We start from the raw sequence: 16,355 nt of genomic DNA, 5'->3' as shown, positions 1-16,355 counted from the left end.
GTTATTTTGTTTTTATTAAAAGTCCTTTTCGTAAGTCCTTGCTGTCATTTTTTACCATCTTCCAAGAAGTTATTTTTAGTCCTTGGTTCTGTTCCAGGTCTCCATCAATAACCAGGATGCCGTCTTTAAAAAATCTTAGGTATCTTGATTTAAAAACGCCTTTTTTGAAATCGTGATACCAAACTTCATCAGGGGACTTTAAAGCTTCTTTAATAAGTGGAAATAGTGAAAACTCGTTACTATCAATATGCTTATTAAAAATATCTTCAGTTAGTATCATCTTTCTTTTTAAGTAATCATCAAATCCCATAAAATCGACCTTCTTGTCGTTGGTTGTGATTGTTCCTGATTTTTTAAATAGCTCTTTGGCGTTTGTCTTTGTAATGGTTTTGTCAATTGAAACCTTCTTTAAAGAGTCTTTAAAGGCTTTAAAAGCTTTAAGACCGTAGTTTCCAAAAGTCATTTTATCGATAGTACTTGCAAGGTTTTTAGTACTGGTGTAAAATTCTTTTTTAGTAAATACTTGAGCTAGGTTTGCTCTGTTCACTTCAAAGGCTGAACCTTTGTATTTAGGGTCGCTTTCTCTAAGTAGTTCTTTGGCTCTTTTTCCTGATGTTGGTTTAAGGTCTCCTAAATATTGTACAAATTCACAACGACAACCGTATCCGTTTGGAGCTAGTAAGTCCATTGCTTCCTTGTCGTTTAAATCGAAAATTAAACCATCTAAAACACGGTGAGCGCTCCTTACTTTATCATCGCCAACGGTTCTGTATTGAACAAGATTTGTAACTGTGTCCTTTTCGGCCATAAAGCGAACAAAAGCCGCTGAGTTTTGACCTACGGCAACCGATAGATTGTATTCCGTTAACAAGTAGTTTGTATTGAGTTGTCCTACTTCTTTCTCAGCAAGCTTTTTAAACTCGTTAAACTCTCTTAGTTTTTGGTTTTCCTTATCGATTAACAGCTCTGTCATTGAGGCCAAGCGAGCTTCTGACTTACTGGCTGCAAACTCAAAGATGTTGTACTCCATCATTTGAAGCATTAGTAAGTCAGGTGATGTATATGCAGATTTAGGAGTAACCGCAGACCTTAATCCGTTAAACAATTCTAAACCTTCAGCAGCTATCATTTTACCAATAATACCCGAAGTGTCCTTTTTTTCGTGCAATGCTTTAATCAGGTCTCTTGTTAATTTTTGTAGTTCCCTGGTTATGTTTTTACCTAAAGCTGTAACCTGTGAAGGACAGCAGTTTTCAGGATATTTGTATAGCTTGTTTTCAGGCTGTTTAATCGGTGTTATTGGGCTTTTTTTTTTGCCATCAATTGGTATGTTGAAAGTTTTTGAAAGCCACTCGTCAGGTATTTCTCGCCCTTTGTCAAGTAGCCCGCTAGTGATGTTCCATAGTTCAGTTATCTTGATTTCTTCCTTTGCTGTTTTGAACTCGAATACGTCGTCTTCAGATATGTTGTAACCTTGTAATCTTAATAAAGGGAATAACTGGTCGTTTACATTAAAGGCTATTTCTCTTTTGTCGGCCAAGGCTATTTTGTTATCTAAAGAGCGCTCGTGTACTTCTGTTTGACTTCTATTAGTTCCCTGGTCGGATAACATGGTAGAACCTACAAGCTGCTTGCTTATAATATCTTGATTTGTTTTTATGAATTGTAAATACGTGTTGTAAGCATCTGTTCTGCTCGCTTCTTGGAATTGTATTTGTGTTCCGTGCGGGAATGTACCCACCGAAGCTTCTCCAAGTTCCAACAACATAGCGTGAACGTTATCGATTGTTGCGGTGTCTGAAGTGGTAGTTGTTGCTGTGATTAACGGCATCCCGAATTTCTCGCAAAACTCAGCCCATGCTTGTGTTACATTTTTAATCCATATAAGGTTTGGAATGATGTTGTTTATGATTCCTAAATCGCCACTCTCCCCGATTTGAATTAACCAAGCTTTAAAGAACTCGTCAGAGTAATCAATGAAACCAGGCTTTTGTAAATCGGGTACGATTTTTTGCTGCGTTGATATAACGTTTCTTCGTGGTATTACATGGTGTTTAATAAGTTCGTAGTTGAACTCTGAAAACTCCACCAAGGTGCAGCCAAATATTATTTTTTGGGTGTTACGCTCTAGGTACTTGTAAAACCATTGTTGGTTTAGTATATAAGTAACCTCCTCATTCGTTTCTCGTGTTTTTCTGTTATAAACATGAAAAGGTGTGTTTAGTGTTGACATTATACGCATTTGAATCTGCGATTGTAAATGTCCGTCTGTTAAAAGGTCGTCAACTAAATCATAGTACACATCTAGTTTAGGCTCAGTCGGATGTTGTGCTAGTTTTAAAGCCATTCTCCACTTATCAATATCTTTTCTTGAAGTGTCTTTAAACTGCTCGCCAATTTTTGTGATTTTTGGGTTTCTTCTTCCTTTAGTATTTCCACTATTAGCTGCGGATTGTGGCGAACTCTTTTTAATGCCTATATCAAAACCTAAAATGTTTTTAAGTACTTTCATATTGTGTATTCTGTTAATAGGCTTAAAAATGAATTTAAAGCCTTTTTAAAGGTTGTTTTACCAACGTTGATTTGACGGTCTGTATTTAGAGGTTATTTTTATCCCTTGTAGTTCTTCTCCATTCTCGTCTTTAATTCGAGGTAAATCCGCAGAAGGAGTTGTTGCGCTTTTTTCAGCTTTGAGCCAGTCGATAGCATCTTGATATCTATTAGCTCTTGTATCAGGCATTTTTTTTCTAGCGACACTTGTATATAAATGGTATAGAGTACAATCCAATACAATCATTACAATGTGTTTGTTTCTAGCTTCTCCAGTAGCTGTAAAAATGGCCTCTATATCATACTTACCTGCTAAGTAATTTTTTACTTGAGATATAGCCATTTGCTCTGCCGCATTTAATTTGGTGTCTGAGTAATCCTCTAAAAGAATTGCTTTTATTTCGTTGCGTATTAAAGCGGTGTAATCTTCAGTTGTTATAAAGGCCATTAGTATCTGTTTTTTTTGGTTTTGTTAATTTCTTTACGACTGGTGGTTCTAGGTGGTATTGAGTTTACAATAGCTGCTGTATTTAGTTTCAATATTGCACCATGTAAAGCATCGGGAGCATCATCATGCGCACCACTACCTTTTTGGAAGGCTAAAAGTTGATTGACTAACTCTTGGCAGTCTGTACTATTTTCAATAGCGCTATTAAACCATACATTACCCCGTTCAAAGTAACCTGCCATACTTTCGATACGGTCAAACTTTCCACTCTTGCTTCTTTTGTCAGCTACTACAGGAACATACCAACCAAGCTCGTCGCCCACTAAATCAAAATCGCTTACAAACTCATCTTGTGCAAACAGTCCTTCAATCCAGTAACTCACATTATTTTTTAAAAGGTTGTCGCTTTCCACTTTTTCGTAAAGCCATAGTGCAGCGTTATGTCTTGAAGTTTGACGCACGTAACAATCCAGTATATGAAATTCTCTTTTTGCTTTCCCTACAAGTACTAAGGCTTTGAAATCTCCTGCTATTTTATATGATAAATCGCCATAAAGACAAATCGCATCGTATTGTCTGTATTGTAAACGTTGTTTGTATTGTATTTGCTTGTTTTTGAAAATTGACCCCTCTACAATATGTGCGTGCATATACTCACGCATAAAAGAGCGATAAGGTGTAGTGTGGTACTTTTCTTTCCAATGTGCAGCGGATGTTTTCTCAGGCCATTCAGGTTCGAAAGTGGTAAGGTTTTTAACCGCTTTTACTGACACGATAAAATGTGTTTTTTTAAAACCGTGTTCCTTCGCTTTTTTATTGTTACGCTCGAAGTCTTTTTTGAGTTGGTTTATAATGGTGTTTTTGTGAAAATTGTTGTTTGCAACGACAAATCGTTGACGTTCTGAACCTTCATCGAACGTACCTTTTAAATCTTCCCATACCCAATCAGCAGCTTTTTTGCTTCTCTCATCATTATTACATCTCTCTTTGGTGTCAACATCATCAACGGCGATATAATCGGGTCTTTGTTCCGCTTCACGAAGTCCACGAGGCGACTGACCGATACCCATCGCTTTAAATTTAGCTCCGTCGGTTGTAGAAAAATCTCCGTCTGCCCAATCTCCAAACTTGAATTTTTTTCCGTAATAGTGAATGAATCTTCTATTATGGGTGAGTTGCACTTGGATGTCTGAAATTAGCTTTTTGGCCTTGGGTTCTGTTTGGCCTATCAAAAGCATGAATTTTAGCTTTCCTGTTACATATAAGTATAAAGGAATCCCCATACATAAATGAACCGATTTAGCACCTGACCTGTAAATCTCAGCAAGTAGGTTGCAAATGTCATTTTCTATTAAAAGTTTCGCCAGTTTTTTATGAAACCAAGCGCATTCACTTTTGGCGTAAAAAGGAAACAACTCAGTAAACCAACGAGCATAATCTTTCTCAAGCTCTTTAATGTACTTTCGTCTTTCCGCAGGGGTTTGATTGATGTTAATAAAGGTAGCTTGCGACACCGATTTACAGTGCGCATCATATTGCTTTAAAAGCTTTTCTAACGTCTTATTTAACCCTACATCACTCATTATTGCTCTTGTTGTGCTTTATGTAATAGGAATAGTTTGTGCCACTCTAAAAATGAAACTGCAATCTCAGGGTCTTGTTCGGCCATCCAGTTGTCGAACTCACGAAATACGGTGTAGACGATTTGTACTGAAACTTTATCCGATAAAGTTTCAATCACTCGAGTAATACTAGCAAGCGCTTTTACATCGATGCTTGCGTCTTTCCCTTCAGCTACTTTGGTAAGCTCATCCATCAATGTCTTTTTAATGTTGTGGGGAGCTGCTAAAAACGACCTTCTTTTTTCATCCCAACTAATCGGGTTTTCTCCATGACCTTTACGCCATCTTCCAATAGTTTGTTGTGTGACATCTATTGCCTCAGCAATGGCCTTGGCGGTCATTCCCTGTTCCACAAACATCTTTTCTGCAAGCGCTCTTAACGTTTCTTTATTTGTCCTTTTAGCCATGGATTTAGGTTAGATTTTTTTCAAAAATCCAAACTTTAATTCACTTAAAAACAAATAGTTGCAACCCTTGCGGATAATCTTTTTTACCCCATTATGCAGGCGTATGTTTGTGATAAGATTGGAAAAAATCAAGGGAAACAATGATTATAAAGACTGATAAAAATTTACTTATCGCGTACGGTGATATTTGGTGGGGAGACGGACACTATTTTGTGTCGCATTTATCAAGGCTAGAAGCTGAGTATGACAATATAGAAGTGAGATTGTACACTCCTGGAGGATGTGTGTTTGACGGTGATTTAATATACAATGCGATAAATAAGTCTGATAACATTGAGAAACTTGTTATCGACGGAATGGCTGCCAGTATGGGTGCTATAATAATGGTTTCGCACGATAATGTTGAAATCGTAGAAAACGGGTATGTAATGATACATGCGCCCTCTTCAGGGTCTTATGGCAATGCTAAAGACAAAGAAGCCGAAGCTAAGCTATTAAGAATGATGGAGAAAAACTTCATTTCAAAATTAATGGCTCGAACTGGTAAGTCGAGAAAGTTTGTAGAAAAATGGATGGACGGTAGCGACCATTGGTTAAATGCTGAAGAATGTTTGGAGCTTGGATTGGTATCTAAAATCATTCCTTCAATAGTAAAGACAGCTCGTCCTATTGAGAACCCTGAAAGCATGGGGAATCAAGAAGTGTACAATATGTATGCTTCCTTACTTACCTACGATTTTCCTACCTCAAAAACTGAAATATTAAATAGAAATTCAAATATGAAACAACCATTAATTACTGCTTTGGGCTTGGTTGGATTTACTGCTCAAAGTTCGGATACAGCAATTATTGAAGCTGTACAAGCGAGAATTACAAAAGCGGAAGCCGAAAAGGACGACGCTGAAAAGAAGCTGAAGGAGTACGTCAAAGCTCAAGTAAAAACTGTTTTAGACCAACACGAGGGAAAAACATTTGAAAAAGAGCAGCGAGCTGTTTACGAGAATATCGGACAGACTTCAGGAGTTGACGCCTTAATGACAGTTTTAGGAACTGCTAGTGCTAAAACTCAAGCGCCTAACGTAACAAGCCTAATTCAAAACAACGGTTCTGACGCAAGAGCTGATTGGGATTTTGACAAGTGGCAAAAAGAGGACAGAAAAGGATTGGAAGCAATGGCTGAGAAAAACCCTGCTCAATTCAATCAATTGTTTAACGCTAAATATAATAGAGACTAAGAAATGGCAGGAGAAGTAGATGGATTGTGGCTTGAACAATATGTAGAGCCTCAATTATTAGAGGATTTTAGAAACTATGAGGATGACTTCATGGGTGTTTTAAAGCGCCCAAATCCCGCAGCAATTGATAAGGATGGTATTCGTTTTAACCGTCTTGTAAATAACATAGGTTTTCACGTGAATAAAGACTCTGACTTTGTGCCTAAAGCAATGGCAGGTAAAAAAACGTTAGTGGAGTATGATAAGTTGGATACAGAACCGACAGAGTGTACAGATGCTGAATTACGTGCAATGGCCTTTGATAAAGATGCAGCGATTCGTGTGGAGCATACAAATTCTTGGAAAATTGGTGTGCGTAATTATGTCTTACACAAATTAGCTCCAGCTGCTAACAGCACAAAAATGCCTGTAGTAAGAACAACTGGAGAAAACGTTGATGGTAGAAAACGATTAACCTATGATGACTTAGTTAATTTCTATGCTAAACTGCAAAAATTAAATCTAAATGATAAGGATAGTTGGTATATGGTGTTGAGTGACGACCATGCTACGGACTTAATCAAAGACCGTGCCTCAACTAATAACAATAGAGATATTGTTATTGACCAAAAAACAGGAAAGTTAATTCGTTTTTACAAGATTAAATTCTTTGAAAACAACGATTGCCCTTTTTACGATGCAACAGGAAACTTAAAATCGTTAGGGTCTACACCAGTAGCAACCGATCAAAAAGCATCAATCTTTTTCTATGCACCAAATACGGTATATCATATTGAAGGAGTTGACGTGCTTAAAACAGAGCGTAAAACAGATACACGCTCTAAAGACCCTAAGAATGAAATGAGATTACATTCTTACGGGTTGTGTGATAAAAAACAAGAACACGGATTTGCAGCTATTATCTCAGGTAACGCAGCATAAAACTTTGAATCATGACACAAGAGCAAAGAAAAATAGTAGCGGAAATTTTCAAAGACAAGCCTTCAGTAGATGAAGTTCTCATCAATCCAAAAGGAGAATTTTTTACTGAAGAAAGCTATGCCCTTAACAGCTTACCAAAAGACAAAGACGGTAAGCGTGATGCAAGTAAATTACAAAGAGTCAAAAGACAAGTAAAAAAAGACTAAGCCATGGCAGACTTAAATGCGGTTAATATTGAAAAAGGCCAAATTGGTGTCAATAGATTGGGTGGAACTGATGCAATAAGTGGAATCATTATAGGAGCACCTGCTCCTGATTCCCTTTTGTTAGATACTCCAACAACTATTTACACTTTAAAAGGCGCTAAAGACTTAGGGATTACTCAAGCTTTTGACAATACAAATAAAGTAAATGTGTTCCGTCATGTTTCGGAGTTTTACCGTAATGCAGGCGAAGGAACAGAATTACATTTGATGTTAGTTGCTCAAGCAACTTCAATGAGCGATATGTGCGAGCTAAAAGCTAAAAGCTTGCTTACGCACGCTAAAGGAAAAATTAAGCAATTAGCCGTTGCTGCAAATGTTGTTCCTGGTACACCTCCAACAATGTTAGACGGTATTCCAAAAGACGTACACGACGCTATTGTTAAAGCACAAGGTTTGGCTGATTGGGCGTATAGCTACAATATGCCGTGTCAAGTATTCTTAGAAGGGTATTATTTTGGAGGGAATGCGACAAGTGCTTTGCATTTACGAGAGATTCCTGATTTAAGCGCTCCTAAAGTTAGTGTGTTTATCGGTCAGGATTTTGCTTATGCAGAAACAAGACAAGACGATGCTAAAAAGTTTGCTGAAGTAGGTACGCTTTTAGGGGTATGTTCTAAGGCTAAGGTTAATCAAGATGTTGGAAATAACGAGCTATTTAATCTAACGGATGAGATTAAGAAAACTTGGATTGAACCAGGGCTTTCTTCTCATGTAGCCAACAAAAATACTTTTGAGGATTTACAAATATTAGAAGACAAAGGGTATTTATTTGGCGTAGAGTATTCAGGAATCGCAGGGGTAAGAATAAACAACGACCATACCTGCACACCTATTGTTGTCGATGATAACTATTCTACAAACGAACATACAATTGCTTATGGTCGTGTTCACGACAAAGCGGTTCGAGCTTTAAGAGCTGTGTATTTACCAAAAGTAAAAACCGATTGGCCTGTTGACCCAAAAACAGGAAAACTTACTCCTGGAGTAGTTGTCGCTTTGGAAGATTTAGGAGATAAGATTTTCGAGGATATGAAGAAACGTGGTGAAATCACATTTGGTAAAACCACAGTTGATAAAGAGAGCGATTTGTTGGTAGACAAAACGCTGAGGGTCTCTTACAAAATTGTACCGAAAGGAAACATTGATGAGATATCAGGAACAATCAATCTTAAAACTCAAATATAATGGCTGAAATAATTAGAAACGGAAAAGCCTATGATTCAGGCGATGTAAAGGCCTATATAAATGGCGCTCCTATTGAGGTAAGTAAAATTGTTTACGGAAACGAGCAAGACCATCAGCTTAATTTTTCTTTAGGAAATAAAGCGACCTCATGGTCTATGGGTAAAATTAACCCAAACGCAACGATGGGAATAGCAATGCACGATATCATTCCATTAGAACGAGCTGCTAATGGAAGTATAATGAAAATTAAACCTTTCACTATTACGGTGGAGTTTGTAAACGATTTTAATGTAATCGTTGTGGATAAAATTGTTGCCAAGTTTAAAAACGAAGGAAGAGACGTAACTGGCGATATGGGACTAGAAAAAGAATACGAATTATTTGCGCTTGATGTGCAATTAGACGTAGCAGCATAGTAAAAATTTAACCTTTAAACAATATTTAAAATGGCTTTAAAAGCACAACCAAAAGAAGTAAAAGAAAACCTTAAAAAAGAACACGGACATAAGTTAAAATCTTTGATTTTACCATTAGATGATGTTGGAGTTGATGAGATTGAAGTGTTAGCTGTTATTCCTACTCGTTCGGTAGTAGGTCAAAGTATGAAGTTTATGAACTCAGACCCAAAAAAAGGACAGGAAATCCTAGTTAAAAACTGTTTGTTAACCAACAAAGAGGAAGTAATGGCTGATGATGGGTTGTTTTATGCTGCTGTAGGGTTATTAACTGATTTAATGCCTATCCGCCAGGGAAAGTTTGGGAAAGTCTAGAGCGTTGCCCTGGACTCAATGTTGCCCCAGGAAAGGACTTGTATTTTAAAGCTGATGCTTTAATATCTCATTTTTTACACATTCCTTTTCCTGAAGATTTGTCCGATGATGTTTGGGCTATTAAATGGGCGCAAGTAAACTGGTTAGCCGACCAAGGAATTTTAAGTGTTAAGAAACAAAAATAATGTCAGAATCTATTGTAATCAATTTAGCGGAAAGGTATCAAGCAGCTTTTGGAATTAATGCCAAGGGTGTTAGTGTAAACTTTGCGGTTGTTAATGCTCAAGAGAATGAAGAATTGGAGCTGTCTAATAGCGATTATTCAGTTGAGTATTATGGTGATTACAATAAAGATTCTGAAAAAGTTATTTTCCAGTTTGATGCTCAAAAACTGGTTTTTACTGAAATGCTTTCAGGGGATGATTCTAACATTTACGCTCCGCCATTAATTATGAGTTTCTCGAGAGAAAAGCAGCTCATTGAAACTGAGCCGTCGGGGAGTGATGATTTTGTTGTCGAGCGTTGGTCGACAAGTCCGTGGATAATTGATATTAGAGGTGTGTTGATAGATGTAAAAAACAGACAGTATCCAAAAGATAAAATTAATCAGTTGACACGTCTATTTCAGTTTAACGACGTAGTAAAAGTTGTTGGTGAGCAATTTTATGCACACGAAATAGATAGTATTTATTTTACATCAGTCAATGTGACTCCAGTAGAAGGTTTCCAGGACACGATACAAATTAACTTATCAGCTAAGAGTAAGAAAGGAGTTTTTTACACGCTTTTAAAACCGTTGTAAATGAATTACCACTATTACAATATAGATGTTAAGGTTACTATTAACGATTTAGTTCAATTTACTGCTGTGGATTCTGTGAGAATAGAAAACACAGTCGAAAAGTTCTCTGACATAGCAAAAATATCTCTACCAAGAGAGTTTAAAAATGCCCGACAAGGCGACCAAGGTTTGTCATTAGTACAACGAAACATTTTAGACTTTATAAGCCCTGGACACACCATCAAAATTGAGGCAGGTTATAATGGAAATTTAACGACTGAATTTGAGGGGTATGTAGACGAAATCGGGGCAGATATTCCTTTAGTATTAACATGCGAGGATGAAATGTATAAGCTCAAGAAGAAACCAAAAGTTAACAAGACTTTTGCTTCTGTGAGTTTAGAAGACCTTGTTAAGTTTTTAGCTCCTGAATACGAAGTTGAAGCTTTGCAAATGCCTTTAGGAAAGTTTATGATTGAAAACGCTACTCCTTACAAAGTGATTGAAGAGCTGAAGCAACAATACGGTATTCGATGCTACTTTAAAGGTAAGAAACTTATAGCAGGCCTTTCAATCGATTTTAAACCAGGAACAACACACACGTTTGTTTTTGGGCGAAATATTCGTAAGTCTAGCAGTCTGAAGTATATCACCAAAGAGCAGCGCAAACGCTTTTATAAAGGTATCAGTCATCAAACAGGTACTTCAAAGAAAATTACCTATGAGTTTGGCGACGAATCAGGCGACCACAGAACGCTACACCTTCCTTTAAACCTTAGTTTGTCTGAAGTAAAAGAATGGGTTGAAAAAGCTCATAAAGATAACGTCTTTAACGGTTACGAAGGAAGTATTGACAGTTGGGCAATACCAGTTACTAAGGCAGGTGATAACGCTGAAATAATCGATTTAAACTACCCTGATAAGCATAGAGATATGACGCTGTTTATAGAGAGTGTTATTGTTACAATTAATAAAACTGAGGGCTATAAAAGAGAAAATAAACTGTCCTTTAAAATCAAGTAAAAAATGAAAACAATTTATAGAGTATTAACGTGCTTTTATTTGTTCATCCTTGTTGGTTGTTCATCACAAAAAGCTCCCGTCGAAACTACAAAAACCGAAACCAATAAAATAACTGAGTTGATTATAAGAGACACAGTATTCGAAGTCGAAAAAGACAGTTCTTTTTATAAGTCATGGATTGAATGTGTAAATAATAAACCTGTCTTAAAACCACTTGAAACCGCATCAACTCCAACAAAAGAAACACCTGTGAAAGAAACTAAAAAGTCAGGGAAATATTTAAAAACCCCTGATGTTAGTCTCCATGGCAATGTATTAGAAGTGTCTTGTGAAGCTGAAGCACAAAGGTTATTCTTTCAATGGAAAGAAAAGTTTGTCCAGGAACAAAAGACAATCACAAAAACGGTAGTGCTGCCACCTGTGGAAGTGCCAAGGGAATTAACCTGGTGGCAAAAGTTATGGATAGGACATGGGAAAACATCGGCTTTTGTGTTGTTAGTATGGTTAGTAACTAAAATACAATGGAAAAGTTTATTCAGGCTGTTAAAGTCGCTTTAGAACCAAAAGGTAAAACGAGTATTGGTGTAGTTTCTAAAATTACTGGAGATACTTGTACGGTTGTTAGAGATGGATTACCTGAGCTTTTGGATGTTCGTTTAAATGCAGTTTCAGGAAACTTTAAAAACACGTTTATCGTGTTTCCAAAAATAGGTTCTGAAGTATTGGTTCTTGAAGTAGAAAATGCCCCTGCCGAAACATCGATAGTTAAATGGACTGAGGTGGATAGCGTACAAATTAAGATTGAACAATTTGAATTAGACGCAGATAATTCAGGAATAAAACTATCTAACCAGGGCGAAAATTTCAAGTCAGTTTATAACGATATGATTGACGAGGTAAATAAAATTTTAGTCATACAAGGAAACACAATCAACGTCGGAGCAATGAACAGTATCCGAAGTAGATTTAATAAGATATTTAAGTAATGGCAATTAGTGTAAATGATTTAGCGCAAAGGCTTCAGAGTATTAAAGACGAATATTCTAACAACCCAAACATAAACCCTGCCGTTGCACGAAGAGAAATGTCGGAAAAGGAAGCTCAAGCAATAGCTGACTTTGTTATCGGACGAGAAACAACGGTTACAGGAACAAGTCAATCAGGTGGAACGGTTACAGGAACTGGAGTAATTAAAGAGTGATGAAAGATATATTATTAGACGAAAATGGCGACTTGTTAATCGTTGACGGTGATTTGGTTATTGGAGATGCAAAACAGCAATCTGTTGAAACTTTAATACTAGCGAATAAGGGAGAGTTTAAAGAATTTCCTTTGGTCGGATTTGGAGCAATCAACTACGTTAAAAGCGATGTTTCTGAAGTAGAGTTTAAACGTGATTTAAAAGTTCAATTAGAGTATATCGGATTTAAAAATCCTGAGATTGATTTGTCTGAAGGGTTTGAAAACTTAAAGATTAAAATACAATAAACAAAGATTAAAATGAAATATCAAATAGATACAACATTGAAAGGGATAATGCAAGCAATCAGCTATGCGCTTGTATGTGCTTATGCCTGGTTACATAGTAAAGGAATTGACACGCATGCTTTTACTGTATTAGTGGTTTTTATGGTTTTAGATATGGCTTTTGGAGCTTGGAAAGCAAGAAGAGTAAAAGACTTACCAAACCCGTCTTCAGACATAGCAAAAAAAGGAATTGCTGTAAAGGCTGTAATGTTTTCAATCCCGATTGTTGTTGGGTTAATGTGGAGCTTGTTTGACAAGTCTAATGCTGTAAAAGTGGTTAATACTTTGTTGATAGCGCTTGCCATAGCTGAAGGTTATTCTGTAATTGGAAATGCGGGTGCAATTTACTCAAGAAAAAACATAACTGAGTATGATGCAGTAACGTATGTGTTTAAAACAATTAGCTTAATTATTAAAAACATGTTGGAGCAATTTTTAAACAAGTTAAAAAACGATGCTAGTAACAGTACTAAATAATCAATCGCTGTTTGATTTAGCAGTTCAATTAACGGGTGATGCGATAAACGCTCTTGAATTGGCTAGGGATAACGGACTGACTCCTTCAGACAATTTAGTTCCTGGAGTGGAATTAAAAGTGCCTGAAGAGTTGGTAAAAGATGAGGGGATTTTACAGTACTATAAAAACAATGCAATACGACCTGCAACTGGATTAACGAAGTCAAATATTGATGATATCGTAGGTTGTGAAGGTATAGGATGTTGGGCAATAGGAATAGATTTTAAAGTAAGTTAAATGAACGACGTACAGGATATAAAAAATGAAATGATTGCGGTTAAAAACAACGAATCCGCATTGCAGGACTTAAACAGTAGTAGTAAGGTTTCTGTGTGGAATTTACTGTTTTATATCGTGGCCGTATGTGGTATTGATTTGCGAAAAATGCACAGAGAACATCGTACTTATGTGGATTACCGTTTAGATAATCAGAAATCGGGAACGTTGCCTTGGTATCGTTCAAAGGCTTTAGAGTTTCAATATGGTTTTGACTTAATTCCTGGTACTGATAAATATATTAACGGAGAAGCTACTGAAGAGCAAATAGAAGCTTCAAAAATTATAAAATATGCTACTGCAAGTAATGGGGCTACAAGAGGTTCTATTGTAATTAAAGTTGCTACGGAAAAGGAAGGTAAATTGTCTCCGATAGAACCAGGAGAACAAAACGCACTCGAGGAATATTTCGAGGAAGTAAAATGGGCAGGAAGAGAGATAACTATAATCAATCATTTAGCAGATAAACTCTACTTGAACTTACGAATATATAGAGACCCGCTCATTCTTGACGTAAATGGTATATCAATACTTGATGGAAATAAACCCGTAGAAGATGCACTTCAGGAGTTTATGAAAGAATTGCCTTTTAATGGCGAGTTAGTATTGCAGAGTTTAGTTGATAAGTTACAGCTTGTTAGGGGAGTTAAAATAGCTCATATCATAGAGGTAAAAAGCAGCTCTTTAGATCCTGCCAATGATGCTTACGGAACACCTCAATACATTGAAGTTAGCAAGATACCTGCAAGCGGATACTTTGAAATAGTGGACTTTAATAATGTCAATTATGTGGTATAATATAGATTTTTATATATGGGCGGTAAACTTACTTGTAATCAGACTAAGAAAGCCTAAAATGATTGCTTTTGTAAAAAGTTTGGTAACACCAATAGTCAATATTCACTACGATTTTTTACAAAAGAAAGCGATTGACGAATTTATATTAAATCATAATGGGCAGGTTTGCTACTTGCGTAAGGCTTTGAATGATGTATTTGATAATGAATTAAGGCGCATACGTATAGGTAGCGGAAACCAATACAATCGCCAATACATTTATACAAGGGCAGAACAAAAACCCGTGTATTTAGGTAAAATTTATATACGTGATAAATCAGCTTTTGCCGATACGGGTATTGATTATATAGTGTACGTTCCAAAGAAGATTTTAGCCTCTAGGGAATTGGAACTAATAAAATGGATTGAAATTTTTAACGAAGCAGGAACAGCTTATAAAATTATAGGAGAATGAATTTAATAGACTTCTTACAAACAGGAGGCTTTCCTCTTGAGACAAATACCCTCGATTTTTTACAACAAGCTAATAAGTCACTTAGTGCTTTTGGTGCGATGGCAGGAGATAAAACAATTATTAGTGGTTGTGTAGCTAGTGGGCAAACAGTTAGCGACGGTTATATCTATTATAATGGGGAGCTGCTATTTTTTAAAGGCGGGACTGAAATCGATAACATTGTGATTATTGAGGAAGAGGAGAAAGTAGAGTTTGAGGACGGAACTCTTAAAGGAGTATATAAAAATCGTTATGCCACTTTTGGATTTGCGGGCGATGGTAGCTCTGTAGACTGGAGCGAGTTTAAAAGATTTGACCCGTTAGCCTCTTTAACTACAAGAATTGCCAAGCTAGAAAAAAGAGCTTCGGTGTTTACAAGTGGTGGAGCAATGGTTTTTTGGAATAAGCCTGCAAGTGAAATTCCTGAAGGGTGGCGTGAAGTAGTAAACTGGAGGGGAAGAATGCCTGTAGGATTTTCGCCTGGGGAATATGAATTTAATTACTTGGGGAAAATAGGTGGTGAAAAAACACATCGCTTAACAATAGCAGAAATGCCTAGACATCGTTTTGGTTTTGAAAATAACCAAGCGGGAGGCGATGACGGGAACGGGTATTTGGTATCAGGTAGCGACTATAGAAATCAAAGTTTGTCCAAAGCTTTTACAAAGTATATGGGTAATGATAAGCCACATAATAATCTTCCGCCTTATCGAGTAGTAATGTTTATTGAATGTATAGAAAATAATTAATATGGCTTTTATAGACACACTAAAAGGTTGGTTTAAAACAGGTGACAAGCCAACACAGACACAATTTTATGCTTTTTTTAATTGGATACGAGGTAAGGACGAAAAAGTCCCTTTAGCCGATGTAGATGAGTTACCAGGAATACTAGCGAAAAAAGTTGAAATATCTGTTTTTAACCCTGTGAAAACTGATGTTGATATTCTAAAAGGTCAAGTTGGTAAAGGACTTCAATCACTCAACGAAATATCATTATTGGTGGATGCCGCTTTCGAATTGGTGCTCCCCGAAAATTCAATGTTGTTTGCTTTGGTTATAAATGGAGCTTCAAAAGTTATTGTAGGAACGGACACGGGACTGGATGACTTAGGAGATAGTGCTTACCCGTTTAAAAGAACTTTTCAGGTGGGGCTTCCGCCAAATGATACTATTTGGTTACAGTCAGATACGGCAGTCACAGTTAACCCAATCATACTTCAAATGTAAAATTAATTAAAATCAATTTATATGAACACACAAGATGTAGTAACACAAAAACACACGCAACAATCCACCGCAGGAGGAACTGTTTATTTTCCGTTTGAAAATGGAAAGATAGTTACAGGGGTTTATTTTTCAGAGCCAACTGGTTATGTTGTAAAAGTAGTTGAAGGGTATAAAACTTTAGCTGAATCTCAAGACGATGCCGAGACAGTAAGTTTAGGGATGAAAAAAACTTTTTGCTTGGTGGTAGAAACGACCAGAGCAGTCGCTGTAGATGTTTACAGCCGTTAATCATTAATCATTAATCAA

The 16,355-nt window shown here is 36.6% G+C and carries 24 protein-coding genes; 20 read left to right on the top strand and 4 right to left on the bottom strand.

Features of this window, described 5'->3' with window-relative positions; genetic code table 11:
* Nucleotide 1: 1 nt before the first annotated feature.
* The 4 genes from ABMY20_RS12695 to ABMY20_RS12680 are packed head-to-tail and all read right to left on the bottom strand — an operon-like array spanning nt 2 to nt 5,027.
* Nucleotides 2-2,512, bottom strand: a complete 2,511-nt coding sequence (locus ABMY20_RS12695) for a DUF935 family protein (protein ID WP_349265463.1) — start codon at nt 2,510-2,512, stop codon at nt 2-4.
* Between the two features lie 57 nt (nt 2,513-2,569).
* On the bottom strand, nt 2,570-2,998 hold the full coding sequence (locus ABMY20_RS12690; RefSeq protein WP_349265462.1) for a phage protein Gp36 family protein: 429 nt from the start codon (nt 2,996-2,998) through the stop codon (nt 2,570-2,572).
* On the bottom strand, nt 2,998-4,581 hold the full coding sequence (gene terL / locus ABMY20_RS12685) for a phage terminase large subunit (protein WP_349265461.1): 1,584 nt from the start codon (nt 4,579-4,581) through the stop codon (nt 2,998-3,000). The genes ABMY20_RS12690 and terL overlap by 1 nt, the downstream gene beginning before the upstream one ends.
* Nucleotides 4,581-5,027 carry a DUF1804 family protein gene (locus tag ABMY20_RS12680; RefSeq protein ID WP_349265460.1) on the bottom strand — a complete coding sequence of 149 codons (447 nt, stop codon included), beginning with the start codon at nt 5,025-5,027 and terminating at the stop codon, nt 4,581-4,583. The genes terL and ABMY20_RS12680 overlap by 1 nt, the downstream gene beginning before the upstream one ends.
* A 140-nt stretch (nt 5,028-5,167) precedes the next feature.
* Here ABMY20_RS12680 and ABMY20_RS12675 point away from each other — a divergent pair, with 140 nt between their 5' ends.
* From ABMY20_RS12675 to ABMY20_RS12580, 20 genes are read left to right on the top strand one after another with little or no spacing between them, the layout of a single operon-like run.
* Nucleotides 5,168-6,262: an ATP-dependent Clp protease proteolytic subunit gene (locus tag ABMY20_RS12675; protein ID WP_349265459.1), complete on the top strand. Its 1,095-nt coding sequence runs from the start codon at nt 5,168-5,170 to the stop codon at nt 6,260-6,262.
* A 3-nt stretch (nt 6,263-6,265) separates the two neighbouring features.
* A complete protein-coding gene (locus tag ABMY20_RS12670; RefSeq protein WP_349265458.1) occupies nt 6,266-7,183 on the top strand; it encodes a hypothetical protein in 918 nt (305 codons plus the stop codon).
* Nucleotides 7,184-7,194: 11 nt separating this feature from the next.
* Nucleotides 7,195-7,389, top strand: a complete 195-nt coding sequence (locus ABMY20_RS12665; protein ID WP_349265457.1) for a hypothetical protein — start codon at nt 7,195-7,197, stop codon at nt 7,387-7,389.
* 3 nt (nt 7,390-7,392) lie between these two features.
* Entirely contained in the window at nt 7,393-8,634 is a 1,242-nt protein-coding gene (locus tag ABMY20_RS12660) for a DUF2586 family protein (protein WP_349265456.1), read from the top strand.
* Nucleotides 8,634-9,050, top strand: a complete 417-nt coding sequence (locus tag ABMY20_RS12655) for a hypothetical protein (RefSeq protein WP_349265455.1) — start codon at nt 8,634-8,636, stop codon at nt 9,048-9,050. Before ABMY20_RS12660 ends, ABMY20_RS12655 begins: the two co-directional genes overlap by 1 nt.
* Nucleotides 9,051-9,080: 30 nt before the next feature.
* Nucleotides 9,081-9,404, top strand: a complete 324-nt coding sequence (locus ABMY20_RS12650; RefSeq protein WP_349265454.1) for a hypothetical protein — start codon at nt 9,081-9,083, stop codon at nt 9,402-9,404.
* A 38-nt stretch (nt 9,405-9,442) separates the two neighbouring features.
* A complete protein-coding gene (locus tag ABMY20_RS12645) occupies nt 9,443-9,589 on the top strand; it encodes a hypothetical protein (protein WP_349265453.1) in 147 nt (48 codons plus the stop codon).
* Entirely contained in the window at nt 9,589-10,206 is a 618-nt protein-coding gene (locus ABMY20_RS12640; RefSeq protein WP_349265452.1) for a DUF6046 domain-containing protein, read from the top strand. The genes ABMY20_RS12645 and ABMY20_RS12640 overlap by 1 nt, the downstream gene beginning before the upstream one ends.
* Nucleotides 10,207-11,208: a hypothetical protein gene (locus tag ABMY20_RS12635; protein ID WP_349265451.1), complete on the top strand. Its 1,002-nt coding sequence runs from the start codon at nt 10,207-10,209 to the stop codon at nt 11,206-11,208.
* Between the two features lie 3 nt (nt 11,209-11,211).
* Nucleotides 11,212-11,766 (top strand): hypothetical protein, encoded by a 555-nt coding sequence (locus tag ABMY20_RS12630; RefSeq protein ID WP_349265450.1) that lies wholly within the window; start codon nt 11,212-11,214, stop codon nt 11,764-11,766.
* Nucleotides 11,730-12,194 (top strand): hypothetical protein, encoded by a 465-nt coding sequence (locus tag ABMY20_RS12625; protein WP_349265449.1) that lies wholly within the window; start codon nt 11,730-11,732, stop codon nt 12,192-12,194. The genes ABMY20_RS12630 and ABMY20_RS12625 overlap by 37 nt, the downstream gene beginning before the upstream one ends.
* On the top strand, nt 12,194-12,409 hold the full coding sequence (locus ABMY20_RS12620; protein WP_349265448.1) for a hypothetical protein: 216 nt from the start codon (nt 12,194-12,196) through the stop codon (nt 12,407-12,409). Before ABMY20_RS12625 ends, ABMY20_RS12620 begins: the two co-directional genes overlap by 1 nt.
* Nucleotides 12,409-12,696 carry an oxidase gene (locus tag ABMY20_RS12615; protein WP_349265447.1) on the top strand — a complete coding sequence of 96 codons (288 nt, stop codon included), beginning with the start codon at nt 12,409-12,411 and terminating at the stop codon, nt 12,694-12,696. The genes ABMY20_RS12620 and ABMY20_RS12615 overlap by 1 nt, the downstream gene beginning before the upstream one ends.
* 12 nt (nt 12,697-12,708) lie before the next feature.
* Nucleotides 12,709-13,212: a phage holin family protein gene (locus ABMY20_RS12610; RefSeq protein WP_349265446.1), complete on the top strand. Its 504-nt coding sequence runs from the start codon at nt 12,709-12,711 to the stop codon at nt 13,210-13,212.
* Nucleotides 13,190-13,489 (top strand): hypothetical protein, encoded by a 300-nt coding sequence (locus ABMY20_RS12605; RefSeq protein ID WP_349265445.1) that lies wholly within the window; start codon nt 13,190-13,192, stop codon nt 13,487-13,489. Before ABMY20_RS12610 ends, ABMY20_RS12605 begins: the two co-directional genes overlap by 23 nt.
* Nucleotides 13,490-14,326 (top strand): nucleotidyltransferase, encoded by an 837-nt coding sequence (locus ABMY20_RS12600; RefSeq protein ID WP_349265444.1) that lies wholly within the window; start codon nt 13,490-13,492, stop codon nt 14,324-14,326.
* Nucleotides 14,316-14,780 (top strand): hypothetical protein, encoded by a 465-nt coding sequence (locus tag ABMY20_RS12595; RefSeq protein ID WP_349265443.1) that lies wholly within the window; start codon nt 14,316-14,318, stop codon nt 14,778-14,780. The genes ABMY20_RS12600 and ABMY20_RS12595 overlap by 11 nt, the downstream gene beginning before the upstream one ends.
* Nucleotides 14,777-15,568 carry a hypothetical protein gene (locus tag ABMY20_RS12590; RefSeq protein WP_349265442.1) on the top strand — a complete coding sequence of 264 codons (792 nt, stop codon included), beginning with the start codon at nt 14,777-14,779 and terminating at the stop codon, nt 15,566-15,568. Before ABMY20_RS12595 ends, ABMY20_RS12590 begins: the two co-directional genes overlap by 4 nt.
* A 1-nt stretch (nt 15,569) precedes the next feature.
* Nucleotides 15,570-16,049, top strand: coding sequence for a hypothetical protein (locus ABMY20_RS12585; RefSeq protein ID WP_349265441.1), 480 nt, complete (start codon nt 15,570-15,572; stop codon nt 16,047-16,049).
* A 21-nt stretch (nt 16,050-16,070) separates the two neighbouring features.
* Entirely contained in the window at nt 16,071-16,337 is a 267-nt protein-coding gene (locus tag ABMY20_RS12580; protein ID WP_349265440.1) for a hypothetical protein, read from the top strand.
* Nucleotides 16,338-16,355: the final 18 nt, after the last annotated feature.

The sequence above is a fragment of the Tenacibaculum sp. SSH1-16 genome (genome assembly GCF_040104435.1).
Classification (GTDB): Bacteria; Bacteroidota; Bacteroidia; order Flavobacteriales; family Flavobacteriaceae; genus Polaribacter; species Polaribacter mesophilus.
This window is presented reverse-complemented; position numbering and strand designations above follow the sequence as displayed.